This window comes from Delftia sp. 60 (assembly GCF_002754395.1).
GTDB lineage: Bacteria > Pseudomonadota > Gammaproteobacteria > Burkholderiales > Burkholderiaceae_C > Comamonas > Comamonas acidovorans.
The window spans coordinates 3,498,264-3,514,042 of record NZ_PEFD01000001.1 but is presented as its reverse complement, the minus strand read 5'-3'; the positions used below and the strand labels follow the sequence as shown (position 1 = coordinate 3,514,042).

25 protein-coding genes are annotated in these 15,779 nt (G+C 58.7%); 11 read left to right on the top strand and 14 right to left on the bottom strand.

Annotated features, from left to right (window positions below; all coding sequences use genetic code 11):
* Window positions 1-5: 5 nt before the first annotated feature.
* On the bottom strand, window positions 6-302 hold the full coding sequence (locus tag CLV01_RS15905; protein ID WP_047327690.1) for a hypothetical protein: 297 nt from the start codon (window positions 300-302) through the stop codon (window positions 6-8).
* A 245-nt stretch (window positions 303-547) separates the two neighbouring features.
* On the opposite strand from CLV01_RS15905, the gene CLV01_RS15900 reads away from it, so the two are divergent.
* The gene (locus tag CLV01_RS15900) at window positions 548-829 is read left to right on the top strand and encodes a hypothetical protein (protein WP_099733849.1); all 282 of its coding nucleotides are present in this window, start codon (window positions 548-550) and stop codon (window positions 827-829) included.
* Here the strand turns inward: CLV01_RS15900 and CLV01_RS15895 are convergent.
* From CLV01_RS15895 to CLV01_RS28755, 5 genes are all read right to left on the bottom strand, one after another.
* Window positions 824-1,162 carry an HNH endonuclease signature motif containing protein gene (locus tag CLV01_RS15895; RefSeq protein ID WP_099733850.1) on the bottom strand — a complete coding sequence of 113 codons (339 nt, stop codon included), beginning with the start codon at window positions 1,160-1,162 and terminating at the stop codon, window positions 824-826. The genes CLV01_RS15900 and CLV01_RS15895 overlap by 6 nt on opposite strands.
* A 57-nt stretch (window positions 1,163-1,219) precedes the next feature.
* Entirely contained in the window at window positions 1,220-1,435 is a 216-nt protein-coding gene (locus CLV01_RS15890; RefSeq protein ID WP_143290057.1) for a hypothetical protein, read from the bottom strand.
* 194 nt (window positions 1,436-1,629) lie between these two features.
* Window positions 1,630-2,127 carry a hypothetical protein gene (locus tag CLV01_RS15885; protein WP_099733852.1) on the bottom strand — a complete coding sequence of 166 codons (498 nt, stop codon included), beginning with the start codon at window positions 2,125-2,127 and terminating at the stop codon, window positions 1,630-1,632.
* A 45-nt stretch (window positions 2,128-2,172) separates the two neighbouring features.
* Window positions 2,173-2,415: a hypothetical protein gene (locus tag CLV01_RS15880; RefSeq protein WP_143290058.1), complete on the bottom strand. Its 243-nt coding sequence runs from the start codon at window positions 2,413-2,415 to the stop codon at window positions 2,173-2,175.
* Window positions 2,416-2,585: 170 nt separating this feature from the next.
* Window positions 2,586-3,032, bottom strand: a complete 447-nt coding sequence (locus CLV01_RS28755; RefSeq protein WP_143290059.1) for a hypothetical protein — start codon at window positions 3,030-3,032, stop codon at window positions 2,586-2,588.
* Between the two features lie 453 nt (window positions 3,033-3,485).
* On the opposite strand from CLV01_RS28755, the gene CLV01_RS29910 reads away from it, so the two are divergent.
* The gene (locus tag CLV01_RS29910; protein WP_099733854.1) at window positions 3,486-4,178 is read left to right on the top strand and encodes an IPTL-CTERM sorting domain-containing protein; all 693 of its coding nucleotides are present in this window, start codon (window positions 3,486-3,488) and stop codon (window positions 4,176-4,178) included.
* A gap of 168 nt (window positions 4,179-4,346) precedes the next feature.
* Here CLV01_RS29910 and CLV01_RS15870 read toward each other — a convergent pair whose 3' ends face one another.
* Genes CLV01_RS15870 through CLV01_RS15850 form a run of 5 tightly spaced genes read right to left on the bottom strand, consistent with a single transcriptional unit; the run spans window position 4,347 to window position 8,543 of the window.
* Window positions 4,347-5,021 (bottom strand): hypothetical protein, encoded by a 675-nt coding sequence (locus CLV01_RS15870; protein ID WP_099733855.1) that lies wholly within the window; start codon window positions 5,019-5,021, stop codon window positions 4,347-4,349.
* 13 nt (window positions 5,022-5,034) lie between these two features.
* Window positions 5,035-5,292, bottom strand: a complete 258-nt coding sequence (locus tag CLV01_RS15865; protein WP_099733856.1) for a hypothetical protein — start codon at window positions 5,290-5,292, stop codon at window positions 5,035-5,037.
* Window positions 5,270-7,069, bottom strand: a complete 1,800-nt coding sequence (locus CLV01_RS15860) for a toprim domain-containing protein (RefSeq protein ID WP_099733857.1) — start codon at window positions 7,067-7,069, stop codon at window positions 5,270-5,272. Before CLV01_RS15860 ends, CLV01_RS15865 begins: the two co-directional genes overlap by 23 nt.
* Window positions 7,066-8,043 carry a hypothetical protein gene (locus tag CLV01_RS15855; protein ID WP_099733858.1) on the bottom strand — a complete coding sequence of 326 codons (978 nt, stop codon included), beginning with the start codon at window positions 8,041-8,043 and terminating at the stop codon, window positions 7,066-7,068. Before CLV01_RS15855 ends, CLV01_RS15860 begins: the two co-directional genes overlap by 4 nt.
* 2 nt (window positions 8,044-8,045) lie before the next feature.
* Window positions 8,046-8,543: a phage regulatory CII family protein gene (locus CLV01_RS15850; RefSeq protein WP_099733859.1), complete on the bottom strand. Its 498-nt coding sequence runs from the start codon at window positions 8,541-8,543 to the stop codon at window positions 8,046-8,048.
* A gap of 93 nt (window positions 8,544-8,636) precedes the next feature.
* Between CLV01_RS15850 and CLV01_RS28750 the strand changes: the two genes are divergently transcribed.
* Window positions 8,637-8,855 (top strand): hypothetical protein, encoded by a 219-nt coding sequence (locus CLV01_RS28750; RefSeq protein ID WP_143290060.1) that lies wholly within the window; start codon window positions 8,637-8,639, stop codon window positions 8,853-8,855.
* A gap of 14 nt (window positions 8,856-8,869) precedes the next feature.
* Here CLV01_RS28750 and CLV01_RS15840 read toward each other — a convergent pair whose 3' ends face one another.
* The gene (locus CLV01_RS15840; RefSeq protein WP_099733861.1) at window positions 8,870-9,076 is read right to left on the bottom strand and encodes a Cro/CI family transcriptional regulator; all 207 of its coding nucleotides are present in this window, start codon (window positions 9,074-9,076) and stop codon (window positions 8,870-8,872) included.
* Between the two features lie 69 nt (window positions 9,077-9,145).
* Between CLV01_RS15840 and CLV01_RS15835 the strand changes: the two genes are divergently transcribed.
* The 4 genes from CLV01_RS15835 to CLV01_RS15825 all read left to right on the top strand — a co-directional run bounded on the left by CLV01_RS15835 (window position 9,146) and on the right by CLV01_RS15825 (window position 12,011).
* Entirely contained in the window at window positions 9,146-9,820 is a 675-nt protein-coding gene (locus tag CLV01_RS15835; RefSeq protein WP_099733862.1) for a LexA family transcriptional regulator, read from the top strand.
* A gap of 249 nt (window positions 9,821-10,069) precedes the next feature.
* Complete coding sequence (locus CLV01_RS29150; protein WP_180288403.1) at window positions 10,070-10,531, top strand: hypothetical protein; 462 nt, start codon at window positions 10,070-10,072, stop codon at window positions 10,529-10,531.
* Window positions 10,532-10,555: 24 nt separating this feature from the next.
* On the top strand, window positions 10,556-11,842 hold the full coding sequence (locus CLV01_RS28745) for a hypothetical protein (RefSeq protein ID WP_143290061.1): 1,287 nt from the start codon (window positions 10,556-10,558) through the stop codon (window positions 11,840-11,842).
* 46 nt (window positions 11,843-11,888) lie between these two features.
* Window positions 11,889-12,011 carry a hypothetical protein gene (locus CLV01_RS15825; protein WP_257221325.1) on the top strand — a complete coding sequence of 41 codons (123 nt, stop codon included), beginning with the start codon at window positions 11,889-11,891 and terminating at the stop codon, window positions 12,009-12,011.
* 543 nt (window positions 12,012-12,554) lie between these two features.
* On the opposite strand, the gene CLV01_RS15820 is transcribed toward CLV01_RS15825, so the two are convergent.
* A complete protein-coding gene (locus tag CLV01_RS15820; RefSeq protein WP_034392866.1) occupies window positions 12,555-12,785 on the bottom strand; it encodes a hypothetical protein in 231 nt (76 codons plus the stop codon).
* 351 nt (window positions 12,786-13,136) lie between these two features.
* Between CLV01_RS15820 and CLV01_RS15815 the strand changes: the two genes are divergently transcribed.
* Complete coding sequence (locus tag CLV01_RS15815) at window positions 13,137-13,550, top strand: hypothetical protein (protein WP_257221324.1); 414 nt, start codon at window positions 13,137-13,139, stop codon at window positions 13,548-13,550.
* A gap of 276 nt (window positions 13,551-13,826) precedes the next feature.
* Here the strand turns inward: CLV01_RS15815 and CLV01_RS15810 are convergent, their stop codons facing one another.
* Window positions 13,827-14,264: an Arc family DNA-binding protein gene (locus tag CLV01_RS15810; RefSeq protein WP_099733863.1), complete on the bottom strand. Its 438-nt coding sequence runs from the start codon at window positions 14,262-14,264 to the stop codon at window positions 13,827-13,829.
* Between the two features lie 84 nt (window positions 14,265-14,348).
* Here CLV01_RS15810 and CLV01_RS15805 point away from each other — a divergent pair, with 84 nt between their 5' ends.
* From CLV01_RS15805 to CLV01_RS15795, 3 genes are read left to right on the top strand one after another with little or no spacing between them, the layout of a single operon-like run.
* Complete coding sequence (locus tag CLV01_RS15805) at window positions 14,349-14,537, top strand: Arc family DNA-binding protein (protein WP_099733864.1); 189 nt, start codon at window positions 14,349-14,351, stop codon at window positions 14,535-14,537.
* 14 nt (window positions 14,538-14,551) lie between these two features.
* Window positions 14,552-14,797 (top strand): hypothetical protein, encoded by a 246-nt coding sequence (locus CLV01_RS15800; protein ID WP_257221323.1) that lies wholly within the window; start codon window positions 14,552-14,554, stop codon window positions 14,795-14,797.
* Window positions 14,794-15,603: a BRO-N domain-containing protein gene (locus CLV01_RS15795; protein WP_099733866.1), complete on the top strand. Its 810-nt coding sequence runs from the start codon at window positions 14,794-14,796 to the stop codon at window positions 15,601-15,603. Before CLV01_RS15800 ends, CLV01_RS15795 begins: the two co-directional genes overlap by 4 nt.
* The last annotated feature ends 176 nt before the right edge of the window (window positions 15,604-15,779 follow it).

Sequence of the window (15,779 nt, the reverse complement as noted above, 5' to 3'; positions counted from 1 at the left end):
CCTCCCTACTGCAGGTTCGGCGGCGCGGCCGATGCGTACTTCCCGCTCTTCGCCCGGGTGGCTGCAGCGCCAGCACGGGCGGCCTTCTTGCCGCCGTTCTCGCCGCGACGGACCTCTGCGGACAGCAGCGCTTTCGCGGCGTCAATCCGCAGCTTGGCTTCGGTGCCGCTGTCGTTCATCACCGCCTTTAGGAACTTGGCTGGCTCGTCGTAGGTAACGCTCAGATTCAGGTATGCGGGCTCTTTCGATGGACGGCCGGCGCCCGGACGCGCGCCGCCGCTGCGCCCTTTGACTCCGGACATAGCAACTCCATTTGAATTATTTGAATAGGGGGAAATTTCTTGCGCGTGCGGAACAGGGCGGTCTAGAGGCCGGAAGCCCATTAACTTTGCATAGCCCCTCCCCTCCAGTCACCTTGCCGATGGCCCTGGCACGCGCATAGAAGCCCTGTACAGGGCAAATGCCAGTCGGCTGACGTGCGACGGTATGCCTGCCCTATGAGCGTCCAGAGCCATCTATCATCAAGACCAATCAGAAAGGAGCATCGATGCAATACGCAATCTTCGACACAGGCCCGGGATTCTTGCAATGGATGGGAGAAGCCTCTGATCCCGTTTCTGCAATCAAAGCGCTTCACGAGGAAGCCAAAGAGTTCGGCGCGGATGATCAAGACCCGGCAGAAGCATTCATCGTTATCTACGAGCTGCAAGATCAAGAAGTCGCGAAGCTGGACGAGCTGCTCACGAAGGGTGAGCACATCTATCAGGACTTCGAAGACGAAGGCCAAGAGTTCACATTGGCAGAGGTTCGCAAGATCGCGGGTCTATAAGACTCGGCGAGCCTCCTCGCGCTGCTTGTCACGGCTGTGATGGGTGGCGCACAGGGGCTGCCAGTTGCTGCGCCGCCAGAACAGCGACTGATCCCCGCGATGCGGGGTGATGTGGTCAACAACCGTTGCCGCCTCGACCCTGCCCCGCGCCTGGCACATGAGGCACAGCGGGTGCTCGCGCAGGAACTGCTCGCGGGCCTTCTGCCACTTGTAGCCGTAGCCGCGCTGGCTGCTGGTTTGATCACTGGTGCGCCAGCTGCCGGCCTGCATTGTCTGCACGCGGCGGGTATCAAGGACTGGAAGCGTGCTCTTAAGGGTCTGTAGCTTGGACATGGCAGGCCCCCAAAATTGAAAAGCCACCCGAAGGTGGCTCTCAAAAGTGATGACGCATCAAAGCTCAAGATGCACGTCAACGGACAGATTTTCCAGTTCGACCTGATACGAAACCATGGTTACTCGGTAGCTCCGAGTGAAGTCTTCATGCTTCACAGGGAGGACCACGAACTCACCAACCCGGGGCACTACTGGCAAGCGAATCTGCAGCAGCGGCGCATCGACCAATCTATCGCCCATTTCATTCGGCCAAAACCAAACCATTACGGACATCTTGCCCTCCATGCGCCAACATCGGCGTATGGACTGTACCCGAGCACAAGATCAGACAAACGGAACAAAGCTGATCCGCCCTCCTGGCTTACGATGGGAGCTTCCACACAACCCATCGCCAGGAGGGCGGAACATGGCAACAAATCCCATTCCTCAACCAGCGCCAGAGCGCCGTGACTATCAGCCGCCACAACCTATAAATAGGCCGAACCGAGTGCCGCAACGGTAAAAACAACGGGCGTGGCAACCGCAGCACCCCTGCATCGGTCAAGCCACATTGCCACGCACCGATTCCGAAGCTCGGTCTTCTCTATCCGTTCCTGGATATTTTCCAGTTCAAAGCCGCGCAGATCTTCAAAACTGAGATTTAGCGACTTCAGCGTGTCATTTCGCAAGCTCTTTGGCTCGTTGTAAAGAACCTGAGTCTCCCGAGTGAACAGACAGTTGAAAGCCAAGACCGCTGCTACCAAAAATAGCCAGACCGATACTGAAGACATCCCCACCACCAGAGGTGAGGCTGCCGACCCCTCAAGCAACTTCACCACGTACGCTAACGATCCGCCGATACCGACCAGCAACAGGGAAAGTAGCGTGTTGGACTGCGCCAGCAGCACATCGCCAGTCGCAAGCCTCCCTCGAAGATTTTCGATCGCTGCCTTCTCCACCCAATCCAGATAGTCTTTGTTCGTCATAACGTTCTCCGATCCCGCCAACTATGCATCATTGGAACTATGTGGTCATTGGAGCCGCCCATAGCAGTGGAACAAGCAGGGCATCGACTCCAAGCCCTGGATTGCGTAGATCGAGCCGAAGCGAATGCGCTCGCCAAGGAGCCGGCCCTGGGCGTCCAGTCGCAACGGCTCGTGCCCGACCTTGGCCCAGCCAGCCCGGGTGTTCACCTCCAACACCTTGGAAAGAGTCTTTCCGGAATCCATGTCCACGACCGTGGCGCCGCGTGCATTCTGGGCGTTGTAGAGCATCACGATCTCCTTGATAGGTGCCGCCACGCAGGCCTTGCACCCCATGCGCAATGCATGCTTTGCCGGGTGCACCTGTTGGCGGCATAACACAACCTCTTGGAAACGAAAAAACCCGGCAATGCCGGGTTGATCTATGAGCAGCCATGCTGCCCTGAATCTGATCAGCTAGATCAGTTGCCCCATCCTCGGGGGTTTGCGCACTCATTAGGTCCAGGGCTCAGCTGCGCAGGGCCAAAAAGCACTACGCGAGGCGATCCACCGATTTCAAGCAACGATCCATTTCGGCGCTCGAAGTACACACGGACGTTGTGATAGCCATCAGAGAAATCCTGGCCAGGAGTTGTGTCCAGCTCTCCAGCAAAACCACGATAGGAATTTCCGCCGCACGCAGCTCCCACACCAGGTTCGCGGTAATGATTGGCGGTCAGCTTGCGAATCAGTCTTCCATCGCTGTGGTACACGAGAACGCTGCCTGTGTAGCTCGGGTCTGCTTCATCGCAAGCCCAGCCAGAAACGACGCAAATATGCGCTTGTTCCAAGTTGCCCGCAGCAAATGCGTTGGACGCTGCACCCAGTGCCGCAACTAAACCTACAGCTGCAAAAAAAGACTTCTTCATGCAAAGCTCCCTGTTCATAAGAAATGGTTTCAGCGCTAATTATTTTCATTAGCCAGAACCAAGTCTAAATAGAGTATTTATTGAAACCTGACGGATTGTTGAATATTAGCAAGACAACTAATTACTCTCATCGGGCTCACGAAAAATGCTCATGGCAGTGTGCCGTTTACTTCGCTGAGCGCCAACCGGTTGGCTGGAGGAGAAAGCAGAAAAGCCCGCGTGCGATGCATGCGGACTTGGGGCGTGTCTTTCCATCTAAGGCTCGCCGACGCACTTGGGAGCTACATTTCGAGAACCTTTGCCATACATCAAATAACACATGGCAAATAAAAATTCAACAGTACAAACACGCAGTTGTACAGAAATTACTATTAAGAAAAATCATCGATAGTCGAAGATCCTAGCTCTCAGAATCCGGCATCCGCAACAATTCTTAACATTCCTACGGCGCCCATGAAGTCAGCTCTCAAAAAGTCCGCAGCGGCAGCTGCCATGTTCTTCGCAGCCATCGGGACCGTTCACGCAGCCACCTACAGCGCGGCAACCACTGGCCACTACACGACAAAAAATGACTTCACGGTCTGTAACGGTGGCCCCTGCCAAAACTACACGACGGCCATGATCCCATCAGGCTCGTTCACAACTGCGGCACCACTTGCCGCAAATCTCTCAAACGCCCCCATTGCCGCTCAGATTACGTCATTCAGCTTCAATGACGGGATCAACACATATGCGAACACCAATCCCAATGTCAGGCTTTTTCAAGCAACCGTCTCCACATCTGCCACGGGCTCAATTACAAGTTCCAACATCTTTCTTGAACTTTGGCAAACTGGCACAGCTCCACATGCTATTGGCGACAAAATTGGATTAATGCAGATTGGCGCCACTGTCGACGCGTACAACACTCTCAATTGCACGAGTATTGGAACAGGCCCTACCGGAGCAACTGACTCGTGTGTAGCGGCCCCTTCCTTCATAGGTGCTTCGTACGCCAACGCAGCCCCTTGGTCTTGGGCTCTTATCACGCCTTCAACGCCAACAGCAACACCGGTGCCGTCTACGTCTGCCCTCGGCTTGCTCGTTCTATCTGCTCTGTTAGGCTGGGCCGGTTTAGCAATCTCAAGGCGCAATCGCAACGCTTAATCTCTGCACCTGACCCAAATGACAAAGCCCGCTGGCGAACCTAGCGGGCTTTTTCTTTGGGCGCGTTCCCCCATCGCTTCCATGTCTTGCCAGACTCACCGCCTGGGGACGTTCCCGATGGGAGGAAGGCGGTTTATTTGCGCCTGCGCTCTAGGTACGCAGTATACATCACCCTTTCCCGGCTGCAACCACTTTCAGCCCCTTCATGCGCTTGAGCGCGGCGATGGTGCCCGAGCGTGCGCGATCCACATGGGTGGCGATGTGCCGTGAGATCAGCTGGCCCTCGGCTTCGTGCGGCACCTCGCGAGTGCCGAAGCCCTTGCAGGTCTCGCAGACAGCCATCTCGCCCAGCTTGACTCCGCCGCAGCCTGGGCACTTGCTGTCGCACCACCACAGCAGCACGTCCGTCAGCTTGGCGCGGGCGTCCTTGATGCCCTGCGCCAGCACCCAGGGCAAGAAACCAGCGTGCGCATCCACCAGGCGGGTGTACTGCGGCAGGCCGCGCAGGATCTCCATGCGGCGCTCCATGTGCCAACGGCCCTCGGCCACGCGGGCGCCCACCATGTCGAGACGGCCCCGGCTCTTGCGCGGCAGCTGTTCGGCCACCCTCTGCAGTTGCTCTTCGGTCAGTGGGCGCGGCTTCTCGCGGCGGTCCCATTCGCAGATCAGCTGCTGGACCAGCCGGCCCAGGCCTGCGCGCTGGATGCCAGCGGCGATCAGGTAGTCCGCGTCGCCGCGTTTCTCCAGGTCCACGGAAAGATCGCTACTGGTGCTCGCGCTCGTCAGGCGCTCGATGACGTTGGGCCGCTCAGCAGCGAGTGTGGTTGGTGCTTCTGTTGTCATACGGTCTTCTGGATCAATGAGAGGCGGTGCCGCTGCGGCGTTCGTTGAGGACTGGCCGGAGCCGGCTTGCGGCGGCGTCGCACTCCTCGCGCGTTCCGATGGTCAGAGGCACGTAGTCCATGCAATGGTCAGCTGCGCACGCCCTGCGGTTTTTGGTCAGCATGTCCATGAGGGGCTCGATATGCAGCGCGCACTGGCTCTGACTCCACAGCAGGACATGGCCAGCCGCAAGGTTCGGGACAGCGCGATCAGGGTTGGTCAGCGAATTCATCTTTTGGCTCCTGGGTTGAGAAAGGGACGTAGTTGATGGCGCGACGCCGGCTGTTCGTGGCGAACTGCTGGGCGGCCTTGTTGAACCAGAGGTACTGGCTGTAGTGCTGCACGTCGCCGTTGCGCTGCTTCTGCAGCTCCAGCTTGGCGTCGGGCTTGTCGGGGTCGTGACCGGCGTCGTTCTCGTCCTTGCGCGCGCTCCAGACGGTGAACACGTTGTCGGCGCCGTCGGTGATCTTGGAAGACCCGGCAACGTCCAGCTTCCCGGGTCCCTTGGACTCGTCCGCACCCTTGCGCGGGTGGGCGACCAGGTGGACATGCACACCATTGCGGCGCGCGAAATCGCAGATCTTGCGGACGGCTTCCTTCTGGGCGGTCATGCTCCCTGGGCCGTCTTCGGGCACGTCCGTCATCATCAAGCTGTCGATCACGAAGTGACGCATGCCGTAACGCTTGGAGCCGTACAGGAACACGGCCAGGAGACGGTCGATGCCTGCGCTGCCCACCACGTTGAAGAACCATTGCTTGTCGTGCAGCCAGGCTCCGATGGCGTCGATGTAGGGCATGCTTGGGCGGTCCAGGCCCGCGGCCTGCTTGACGGTGCGCTTGAGCTGGCGTTCGGGTGTCATCTCGCCGGAGAACACCATCACGCGGTCTCCCTGCTGCATCAGCCCCAGCAGCACCTGAGACAGCATCAGGCTCTTGCCGTGGCCGTTGTAGCCGGTCCAGACGGTGACCTCGCCGGAGCGGAACTCGAACCAGTCCAGATCCTTGTCCAGGCGCAGCACCGGGTCGCCCTCGTCATCGTGGGCCGGATAGAACATGGACTTCACGCGGTTGATGAAGTCGCTGGCCTGGCGCATCTCCTCGGGGTCCAGGGTCTTGGCTTCCTTGGTGGCGTGCCAGAAGTCCTCGCCGCAAGCGCCCTTCTGCAGGAACTCGTTGGCGTCCTTCTCGGGCAACGTGACCAGCTTGCAGCGCTCCAGGCCCAGGCGGCGGACGATCTCCTGCGCCCCTGCCTTGCCAGCCTCATCGCTGTCGAAAAAGATCAGGATCTCGCTAAAACAGTCCAGGCGCTCCCAGTCGTTCTCCAGCCACTGGTGATTGCCAGCGCCAGCATTGACCGACAGCGCGGGGATCCCAACCTGGTGCAGCGTCATTGCATCGATCTCGCCCTCGGTGACCGCCACGGTGCGGGCCTTGGGGTCGATCAGGTGCCAGCCGAAAAGGCAAGGCTCTGCCCCGCCCTCCTGCCGCATGTCGCGCTTCTCCGCGATGTTGCGGTACTTCACGTTGACCAACTCACCATTGCGCAGGTACGGGAACACGGCGTAGGTCTTGCCACCGCGGATCTGCTCGGCCACCCGGAAGGCAGCGATGGTCTCGTCGGTGATTCCCCGGCCGTTGAGCCACTCCTTGACGCCGGCCTTGGCGGCCTGGCACTGCGGCTTTGACGGGCGCTTGAAGGTCTTCTTCTCGCGCTCGGGCATCACGTCGCGGATGCCCAGGTACTGCTTCGCCTCGCGGATGGCTTCGCCGATGGACTGGCTGCGGCAGGCGGCCCACAGGTCCAGCAGATCGCCGGCCTCACCCGATGCGAAGTCCTTCCACACGCCGGCCTTGGTGCCCGTCAGGCGGACGGAAAGCGACTGGCCCTCCTCGCCGTTGATGCTGCCGGCCACCCACTCGCCGGCCTTGCGCTTGCCGTTGGGCAGCAGGTACTGCGCAATCGCCGCGGCGTCAGAGGCCATGCGCTGGCTGAGTTCGGCGGCGTTCAAGCGGTCACCTCCGCGCGCTGGCCATCTCGGAATTGGTGGGCGTTGTGCTCACGACAACCCGCGTTTTCCGCCTCCCAGCGGTTCTCGAAACCGGCCTGCAGAGCCCAGCGGGGCCGGCTCTCGCTGTCGCCCTGCCCCGCTTGCCCCACGCCCTCTTCGTCGTCCCAACGACCCGCGTTGAGCCATGTCGCGGGATGCGGAATGAACTGGCCATCGTCACGCAGCCACTGCGTCGACCTTGCCTGGATCGTGATGGCCGCCAGCATCTTTGCCAACAGCGCTGCGTCTGGCCGGCGCTTGCCGAAAGCCTTGCGAGCAGCGTCCTTGCCGACCTTTCGGGGGTATGCCGACCAGAACTCGACAAAGCCGTCGGGCTCCTCAGCAGCATTGCGACATCTCTGCCGACCCCCGGTGGGGGGTTGGGGGGTATTCTCTTTCTCTTCTCTATTCTTCTCTTCTCTAGGCGTCACAGTGACGTTATCCGTTACGTCACCCGTGACGCAGCCAAAACCGTCACTTTGGCCGTCACTTTTTTGCCCTTGGCGCTCCCTGTAACGGCGCTGGCGTTCAGCACCCTGTGAGCGGGTTTTCTCCTCTGGAGAGACGTTGTATTCGTCGAAAAATCGGGGGAATTCGAGGCCCTCGGAGGTCTGCAAAACCCAGCCCGAAAGCGCGAGTGCAGCGCCAAAACCAGGCAGATCAGCGATGTCATCGAGCACCATCAGCGTCACGCCGTGACACACCAAATCGTCACCGTTACGCTTTCCACGCTGTCGCATCACACCCCAAACAGACACCAGCGCTCCGACCGTGACGTTACGCATAACGTTACGGGTGACGGTCATTTCACGCTGGCAGTTGTTCGTGACGTAACGCGAAAGCTCGCTGCCAGGAGCCATCAGCGCATCAGCAATGAGCGAGACCTTGGGGTCTCGGTAGAGGTCAGTCCGCATCTTGATCCAGTCCCCGGCCATACCTACTCCTTCGCGCCCTGCGCTTCGTTCATCTCACGGGGTTTGCCTGCGGCGTTGACGGCACGCGCGGCCTGGCGCAGCTTGCGAAGCACCTCCTCGGCCTCGGCGATCTCGCGCTCGATCTGCGCCAGCTCGTTGTCCGAGATCACGCCGTCTTGCATGGCCTCGATCACCGCACTGGTGATGTGCGAGGTCTCCAGCACCAGCTTGGACACCTTGTCCACAGGGCTCGACACCACCGCGCGGCAGGCCTCCATCAGCTCAAAGCGCCCCCCAGCCTCTCCCGCGACATAGGCCGCGTAGTCGTAGCAATGAGGCATGGCTGCCTCGCGTAGCAGGCTGGTGATGGCCAACGCATCGACAGCGCCGAGCTTGTGCGACGAGGCGCCAGACAGTTCCTTGCGCAGAACCTCATCGGTCTTGCCGAGACGAATGGCCACGACAGCGCGGCCACCCGGGAAGTGATCAACGCCGCGGCGCAGCGCATCGAGAGCGCTCATATCCGGCTCCTGAAAAATTGGACGTGGACGGGGAAGAAGGGAACGCCGAACATCGCGGCAATGCAAACAAACACCACACCAAAGGGAGCCGCCATGAACCTCAACACCCAGCCCTTCCACGCCAGCACCAGGACCAGCGTCAGCACCAACGTGCACCCCGAGACAAGCGCACGGGAGCAGACGTTGACGACAAGCCAGCTGGAGCTGTCATGGAGAGCGGGGGAGCTGCACATCCGCTGCCGAGCAAGCCGGGTCGTGATGTGCGTGGAGCGCGAGCTGGCGACAGCCCGCGGCGGCCAGAGAATGTCCTGATGTGACACCATAGGTCAGGCTTCCTGGTGCTTGCCCTCAACGGCCTTCTCCAGGAGCGCCTGAGAGTTGAGCCGCCGCCAGAGAGCAGCCTGCACCCGATCAGCGATCCGCTGAGGAAGTACGTCGGGCCACTGGCGTACTGCGTGGTAGGTAACGCCGACGGCCTTCGCCGCTTCAGCAATAGAACCACCGAGTTGGGCGATCGCTTCAGTCTTCTTCATGAAAGCATTGAATCATGATTCATCAACAAAAGCAATCACTATTCAGTTCATACCGCGCACATTTGAACCATGGTTGAATTTTCAGGACGCCTCAAGCAGGCGATAGACGCGCGTGGAGTCACCGTGACCGAGCTGGCCCGAGGCATGGGGGTGACGTACCAAGCCGTGAAACGGGTGCTTGACGGGCTCTCCAAGTCCTTCAGTGCGGAGAACAACGCCAAGGCGGCGGCATTCCTGCGGGTCAGCCCGGACTGGCTTGCTACCGGCTTGGGCGCAATGGAGCTCGCCCTGCCAGAGCCCATGGAAATTGATCTGGAGAACAACCCAGACTACCCATCGATCCGCCGCGTCCGGTTCAAGCTCTCCGCGGGCGTCACAGGATTCGGGGTTGACCCTATCGATGAAGAAGACAACCCTCTCGCATTTCGCAAGGATTGGTACGAGAGGCGCGGATTCAAACCAAAGGACCTACTTGCCACCACCGTCAGCAACGGCAGCATGGAGCCGGGGCTTTATGACGGCGACACAGTGATAGTGAACACTGCCCAGACACAGCCGAAGGATGGCGTCGTGTTCGCCGTCAACTATGAAGGAGAGATGGTGATCAAACGACTGATCAGAGACGATGGCCAGTGGTGGCTTTCCTCTGACAATCCGGATCAGCGTCGCTATCCCCGCAAGGTCTGCCATGAGGGAGTGAAGTTGATTGGCGAGGTTGTGCACAAGCAAAGCGAGCGTATCTGAAGAAGAAAGGGATGGACAAAGTTTTGATAGCAGCCGGGATGCCTCGGCCCACGACGAAACGACTTCAACGCGCCTATCAGCAAGGCTCTTGCGCAAAACTCAGTCAGGGGTTGCGGCGAGTCGAAGTACCGGCCGAGCAGTCAGGACAAGTGCGAATTCTTTTTTACTCCACACCACATTACCTACCTCGCGTGGAAGCCGACAGCCAAAGTAACTGGCACTCACTAGGCGGTATCAATGTCTCCCGCAATGATGCTGTTCTGGAACACTGCCACAGAGCTAAAGCAATCCAGGCAAAGTAAATCTGACGGATCAGGCGGATCGAGCGGATCGGGCGGATCGGGCGGATCGAGCGGATCGGGCGGATCGGGCGCATCGGGCGGATCGAGCGCATCGGGCGCATCAGCGGATCGAGCGCATCGGGCGGATCGGGCGCATCGGGCGGATCGGGCGCATCGGGCGCATCGGGCGGATCGAGCGCATCGGGCGCATCGGGCGGATCGAGCGGATCGAGCGGATCGGGCGCATCAGCGGATCGAGCGCATCGGGCGGATCGGGCGGATCGGGCGCATCGGGCGGATCGGGCGCATCGGGCGGATCGAGCGCATCGGGCGGATCGAGCGCATCGGGCGCATCGGGCAGATCAGCGGATCGAGCGCATCAGCGCATCAGCGGATCGAGCGGATCGGCGGATATCTGGCATATGATTGACGCGTTGTACTCTGGAGACTATAGGTGCGCGCCAATCAAGTTTTTACTCCCAACGACTATCCAACATATACCTACGTATCTAGGAATGAAGATCGACTGGAAAGTAGATTGAGAGATGCATTAGACACTCCTGGTGAGATTGTTTCTGTATCAGGCCCATCGAAATCTGGAAAAACTGTACTAGTCGAAAAAATTGCTGGTAGAGAAAACCTTATCACTGTAACTGGGGCCGGCGTTACAAGTACTGGAGAACTTTGGTCTAAAGTACTTAATAAGCTGGAAGTTCCGACATCTGAAACAGAGACAGATACTGACTCTACTGGGGATGGTACGCAGGTAGGCGGCAAAGGAACCGTCAAAGTTCCATTGATAGCAGAACTAGGAGCCGATGCGAGATACACCACAAACAACTCGACATCGCGAACAAAATCCAAAACCCATAACAGGGGCGGATTAGATCAAATTACGTCAGCCTTAGCCAATACAGAGAAAGTTCTTTTTATTGATGATTTCCATTACATGGATTCAGATATGCAAAAAAGGACAGCCCGGGAGATCAAAGAGGCTGCAAGAAATGGCGTGAAGATATGCACGGCATCAGTACCGCACAGGTCTGACGACGTCGTACGTAGCAACCCAGAGCTACGAGGACGAGTTCGCGCAGTAGACACGAAGCCTTGGTCTAAAAAGGACTTGCTGCAAATAGCAGAAATTGGATTCCCAAAGATTGGGGTAATTTTAAAAAGTGAGATAATCCAAAAGATTGCAGAAGAGGCATCTCAATCTCCCCAATTGATGCAGGCGATTTGCCTACAGCTTTGCTATACCAAATCAATAAGAGACGGGGTGGAGAGCAGAAAGTCCAGGGTTGAAGTCACTGAAGACGAGCTTAAGCAGATATTTGAGGAAACCGCGACAAAGACAGATTTCGCATCTCTTTTAAAAATCCAACACGCCGGCCCGAAGGTGCGAGGAACGGAACGGAAAGAATTTAATCTATCGGATGGCTCCCGCGGCGACGTTTATAGGGCATTACTGATAGCTATCAAGCAAGACCCCCCGCTTTTGAGTCTTCCGTGGAATGAGATATCTAAGCGAGTTCAAAGAGTTTGCAGCCCTGACACTCCGCAAGCCGCTAGCCTTTCTACAGCTTGCCTGCAGATATCGAAGATGGCAAAAGACTTATTTCCAGAGCAGCGAATTATCGATTGGGAAGGCGAGCCAACTTCGATACTTAGTATTGAGGATCCCTACTATCTTTTTTACCTTCGTTGGTCAGAGAAGTTGAAGGATATAGCAACTCCTTTGTAAACTGATAGCCCGCCTAGAGCGGGCTTTTTCATGCCACGATGGCGCCATGACTCCAGCTCCACTGCTCCAGTCCACCAGCGTAAGCACGCGCATCGTCGGCGGTAAAACGCTCATCGGGCTCACGCACATGGCCAAGACATCAGCCGACCTGCCCATCACGACTACCTAGGTGAGATGTCGCCAGAGGACGCTGAGCAGCTGATCAAGATGCTGCAAGAAACGCTGGCCTAACAGAGCCGCGAGTAGCGCCAGGCCAACTTCGGCACACTCCCCGCGCAAGGTCGGCAAAATCCGGCACAATCGGCCAACTGAGCCGCCCTCCCCGTCCCATACGAGCCCCGCACAACGGGGCTTTTTGCGTCATAACTTCACCCATTAGGAGTCGGCATCAGGCAAAGCACTGGGTGCAAGATATGACAGCGAAGAATAGGATGAGGACTCCAAAATGGTTTTCGTCGCACCCGCGGCATTCAAAGGAGGAAGTGATGGCAACGACGCGAAAGATTGGACGTGATGCGGGAAATGGTCAGTTCATTCCCGTAAAGCAAGCGGAGAGATCTAAAAACACAGCAGTGGTCGAGACAATCAAGGTGCCTGCGCCGAAGCCGGCACCACCCGCAAAGAAGAAATAGGGCCGCGCATGAGGCCTGTACCGATGCTCTGCACGGCATAGGCCTCCATCTCGCGGCCCAGACCCCTGGTTTCTTGTGCTCTACGCCCGCCAAAGGGCAGCATCAATGCTCGTGTCGCCTGCCGCGATGGACGTGCGCCACAGTGTCGCCCCAACGAGTACCAGGCCAGCCACCCGCTCCTTGTAGTGAGCCTCCTGGGGGTCCATGTCGCTGATGATCCTAGCCAGGACATTGAGCGCCTCGCCTGGCTCAACGCCAGGGCCTGTCTCCGCGAGCGCAATGATTCCATCGATGGTGTCGAGGTGGTGCATGGGTGTCTCCCGTGTGGTGCACCAATGTAGCCACCTGACTTGGCCGCCAGAGGTCAGACACTGCGCCGACCTCTTCGATGCAGCCCCGCGCGACAGGCATTTCTCGTCTACACGTCGAACCTTGCCAAGATTGAACACTTATTCAACATCAAACTGAATCATAATTGACAACACAAGTGAATCATGATTCAATGCCCCTCAACGCAATACCAAGCGCCACAACCTCGGCAAGCGATACGAAGCCGGTAAGCCCAACAGGATGCAGCGGGCAGGTTCAGGGATGAAGTCCCGCCAGCGAGGTGTTGCGAAAGGGTGCCCCAGGCATCCATTCCTCAACCGTTGGAGTGATTGATGCCGCCCTTCTCCCGCCACCTCCTCGAAGAGATCACGCTCAACAAGACGGAAGCGCTCTTGCAGGTCCGCCAAGACGCGCGCCACGGGCACAGCAGCCTCACCGAAGGCTGGATCCGGCGCATCTGCCGCGACAACGGCCTGCAGCCTCATCAAGTCCGCGCCGCCGAACGCCAAGGCCGTGAGCTGCGCGCTAAGGGCGTGCCCTGTATGTGCTCGCACTGCGGCTTCGGCGGCAATGGCCAGATCGAGGACCGCGAGCGCATCCGCATTGACTACGCCGCCGCTCGGCGCGAGCAGCTGGCAACAGCCGGCATGTCCTACGACGAGCGCGAGCAAACCATCCAGGCCGAGATCGACGCGGGCGCCGCGTTCCAGGCCCTCCCCATCACCGTCAAAAGGAGTACCTCATGAGCCAGGCCATATGCCTATTCCGTCTCTTCGCTATGCGCCGTCGCGCGGGCGGATCCCTACCGCAGTCCATGGCCTGGGCCTTGGGCCTGCTCTGGCGCAATCACCGCGCATCCCAGCGCCGAACGAGGTGTTCAGCGGAGCCTTCGGCGAGTATCAGGAGCGCCCCATGACCGAGCATCTAGTCGGAAGGGCTGTGTGATGGCTTCCCCATCAACTAACCCGATGATTGCGGGGCAGTTGGGGCCATGGCTCAAAACTGAACCATCTCCAAGAGGGTTAAGGCTTGGAGTCAGTCTTGTCGACGTTCGCCTTGCTCGCCCACCCCTCCCCCAGAAGCTCGGTAACACGATCGACCGACTGCACCAAGCCTTCAACGTACTGCAGAAAAGATGGCTTTGCGGCCGCGAGCACCTTGGCATCGTCATCGGTTTCTTTGATGGCCTTTGCCATGGCGATCATCGATTCGCGCATCGGCTCCATTACTTCTGGATGGTTCTGCTGAAGCAAAACAAACGAGGCAAGAGTTCTCAGCAAAACAACGTTGTTTTTCAAAAGCTTGATGGTGTCGTCATCTTTGTAGGAGCTTTCGAGCCTGTGCAGCAGCTCTGCATGAAGGCTGCGACCGCTTTCATTGGCGGATGCCTGGATGCGCGCCTTCAACTCATCGGGCATGCGGAGCGGGTACGAGGGGGCTTGATGTCTGTCGGTCGCCATACCTCGATTGTGGACATCAAATCGAATCTTTTCAAAGAATCTCATTGACATCCACAACCCAAGAATCTAAATTTCATCCACAACATGACCAAGACCGACCGTCATCAACTTCCTCCAACGCCCGTCCGCATCCCGGACGAGATCAAGGAACAACTCAAGGCCCAAGCCGTCGCCAACGACCGAAGCCTCAACGGCGAAATCCTGGCCCGTCTGCGCGCGTCCCTCCAGGGCGAGCACGTCCATCAACCCGCAATGAAAGGTAGCCCACAGTGAAAGAGATCCTCAACATGAACGCGACATTCTTCCTCGACGAAGACGCGCAGCAGTCTGGCCACGAAATCGCTGTGGACAGCTGGATGAGCCGAGCCAACGGCGTGAGCGTGGAGGATGCCGCAAAGGGCCTGACCTCCGAACTGATGGCGACGGGCGCCACGGAGGGCGGCACGGCCCAGGCGTCCTGCATCTATGGCGCCCTCAAGGTTCTCATCGAGATGGCCGGCATCCCCACGATCACCGATAGGGCAGCAGCATGAGCAGCATCGTTCCTCACAACTTTGAGGGGCTGAGCGTCCGCACGGTCCAGATCGAAGACAAGACCTACTTCGTGGGCAAGGATGCCGCCGAAGCCCTTGGTTACGCCGATGCAACTACGGCACTCCGCTCGCATTGCAAGGGGGCGCAGCATTTGCACCCCCTTCAGACTTCGGGAGGCATGCAGAACATGCGCATCATTGATGAGCCCGACCTGATGCGCCTGGTGGTGAACAGCACTCTGCCGTCTGCCGAGCGATTTGAGCGCTGGGTCTTCGAGGATGTACTGCCCAGCATCCGCAAGACTGGCAGCTACAGCATGGCGCCACGCTCACCAGGCGAGATCCTGATGCTTCAGGCGCAAGCCTTCTACCAACTGGAGCAGGCCCAGGCCAAGATCACCGCGGACATGCAGCGGCTGGAAACCCAGATCGAGGACTTGGCCGAGTCCCGTGTCTGGGACCGCTGCCCGCAGAACTGCGAGCCCATCTCGAAAATCCGCGCTCGCATGAACGACCGGTATGGCCTGCCTCAATGGGTGGTGGACACGGTGGTGTGGAAACTGCCGCTCAGCCCCAAGCCGCACGGCATGGTGCGCAACCAACATGAAGAGGCCAAAAGCTCGCAGTACGAGGTCTACGCGGTTGCAGACATCACACGCGTGTTTGCCCAGTTCGTGGACGAGTGTGTGCAGGAGACGGCCATGCGGGCTTCGCATCGTCACATTGACCGCATGTTCCAGTTGCTGCGCGATGGCAAGAAGCTGCGAGCGTTGAAGGCTCACGCAGAAGACGCCCAGCCCGCTTGATGTGTGTTGTAAATCTGCAAATCTCAAGCCGCCAGTTAAATGAACCGGTATCACGGGCATCGTTGACACCAGCAAATCACCCTGAAGGAAAACATGCGATCACAACAAGCGCCGCCACAAAAGGCGAAGCCGGACAAGCGCCAACCTGTCCGGCCTCTAGTGAGGAAGCTCAGCGC

Bases quoted from the DNA above. Each gene is read 5' to 3' on its own strand.
- CLV01_RS15905 (WP_047327690.1), bottom strand. From the start codon at position 302: ATGTCCGGAGTCAAAGGGCGCAGCGGCGGCGCGCGTCCGGGCGCCGGC.
- CLV01_RS15900 (WP_099733849.1), top strand. From the start codon at position 548: ATGCAATACGCAATCTTCGACACAGGCCCGGGATTCTTGCAATGGATG.
- CLV01_RS15895 (WP_099733850.1), bottom strand. From the start codon at position 1,162: ATGTCCAAGCTACAGACCCTTAAGAGCACGCTTCCAGTCCTTGATACC.
- CLV01_RS15890 (WP_143290057.1), bottom strand. From the start codon at position 1,435: ATGTCCGTAATGGTTTGGTTTTGGCCGAATGAAATGGGCGATAGATTG.
- CLV01_RS15885 (WP_099733852.1), bottom strand. From the start codon at position 2,127: ATGACGAACAAAGACTATCTGGATTGGGTGGAGAAGGCAGCGATCGAA.
- CLV01_RS15880 (WP_143290058.1), bottom strand. From the start codon at position 2,415: ATGCTCTACAACGCCCAGAATGCACGCGGCGCCACGGTCGTGGACATG.
- CLV01_RS28755 (WP_143290059.1), bottom strand. From the start codon at position 3,032: ATGAAGAAGTCTTTTTTTGCAGCTGTAGGTTTAGTTGCGGCACTGGGT.
- CLV01_RS29910 (WP_099733854.1), top strand. From the start codon at position 3,486: ATGAAGTCAGCTCTCAAAAAGTCCGCAGCGGCAGCTGCCATGTTCTTC.
- CLV01_RS15870 (WP_099733855.1), bottom strand. From the start codon at position 5,021: ATGACAACAGAAGCACCAACCACACTCGCTGCTGAGCGGCCCAACGTC.
- CLV01_RS15865 (WP_099733856.1), bottom strand. From the start codon at position 5,292: ATGAATTCGCTGACCAACCCTGATCGCGCTGTCCCGAACCTTGCGGCT.
- CLV01_RS15855 (WP_099733858.1), bottom strand. From the start codon at position 8,043: ATGGCCGGGGACTGGATCAAGATGCGGACTGACCTCTACCGAGACCCC.
- CLV01_RS15850 (WP_099733859.1), bottom strand. From the start codon at position 8,543: ATGAGCGCTCTCGATGCGCTGCGCCGCGGCGTTGATCACTTCCCGGGT.
- CLV01_RS28750 (WP_143290060.1), top strand. From the start codon at position 8,637: ATGAACCTCAACACCCAGCCCTTCCACGCCAGCACCAGGACCAGCGTC.
- CLV01_RS15840 (WP_099733861.1), bottom strand. From the start codon at position 9,076: ATGAAGAAGACTGAAGCGATCGCCCAACTCGGTGGTTCTATTGCTGAA.
- CLV01_RS15835 (WP_099733862.1), top strand. From the start codon at position 9,146: ATGGTTGAATTTTCAGGACGCCTCAAGCAGGCGATAGACGCGCGTGGA.
- CLV01_RS29150 (WP_180288403.1), top strand. From the start codon at position 10,070: ATGATGCTGTTCTGGAACACTGCCACAGAGCTAAAGCAATCCAGGCAA.
- CLV01_RS15825 (WP_257221325.1), top strand. From the start codon at position 11,889: ATGACTCCAGCTCCACTGCTCCAGTCCACCAGCGTAAGCACGCGCATC.
- CLV01_RS15820 (WP_034392866.1), bottom strand. From the start codon at position 12,785: ATGCACCACCTCGACACCATCGATGGAATCATTGCGCTCGCGGAGACA.
- CLV01_RS15815 (WP_257221324.1), top strand. From the start codon at position 13,137: ATGCCGCCCTTCTCCCGCCACCTCCTCGAAGAGATCACGCTCAACAAG.
- CLV01_RS15810 (WP_099733863.1), bottom strand. From the start codon at position 14,264: ATGGCGACCGACAGACATCAAGCCCCCTCGTACCCGCTCCGCATGCCC.
- CLV01_RS15805 (WP_099733864.1), top strand. From the start codon at position 14,349: ATGACCAAGACCGACCGTCATCAACTTCCTCCAACGCCCGTCCGCATC.
- CLV01_RS15800 (WP_257221323.1), top strand. From the start codon at position 14,552: ATGAACGCGACATTCTTCCTCGACGAAGACGCGCAGCAGTCTGGCCAC.
- CLV01_RS15795 (WP_099733866.1), top strand. From the start codon at position 14,794: ATGAGCAGCATCGTTCCTCACAACTTTGAGGGGCTGAGCGTCCGCACG.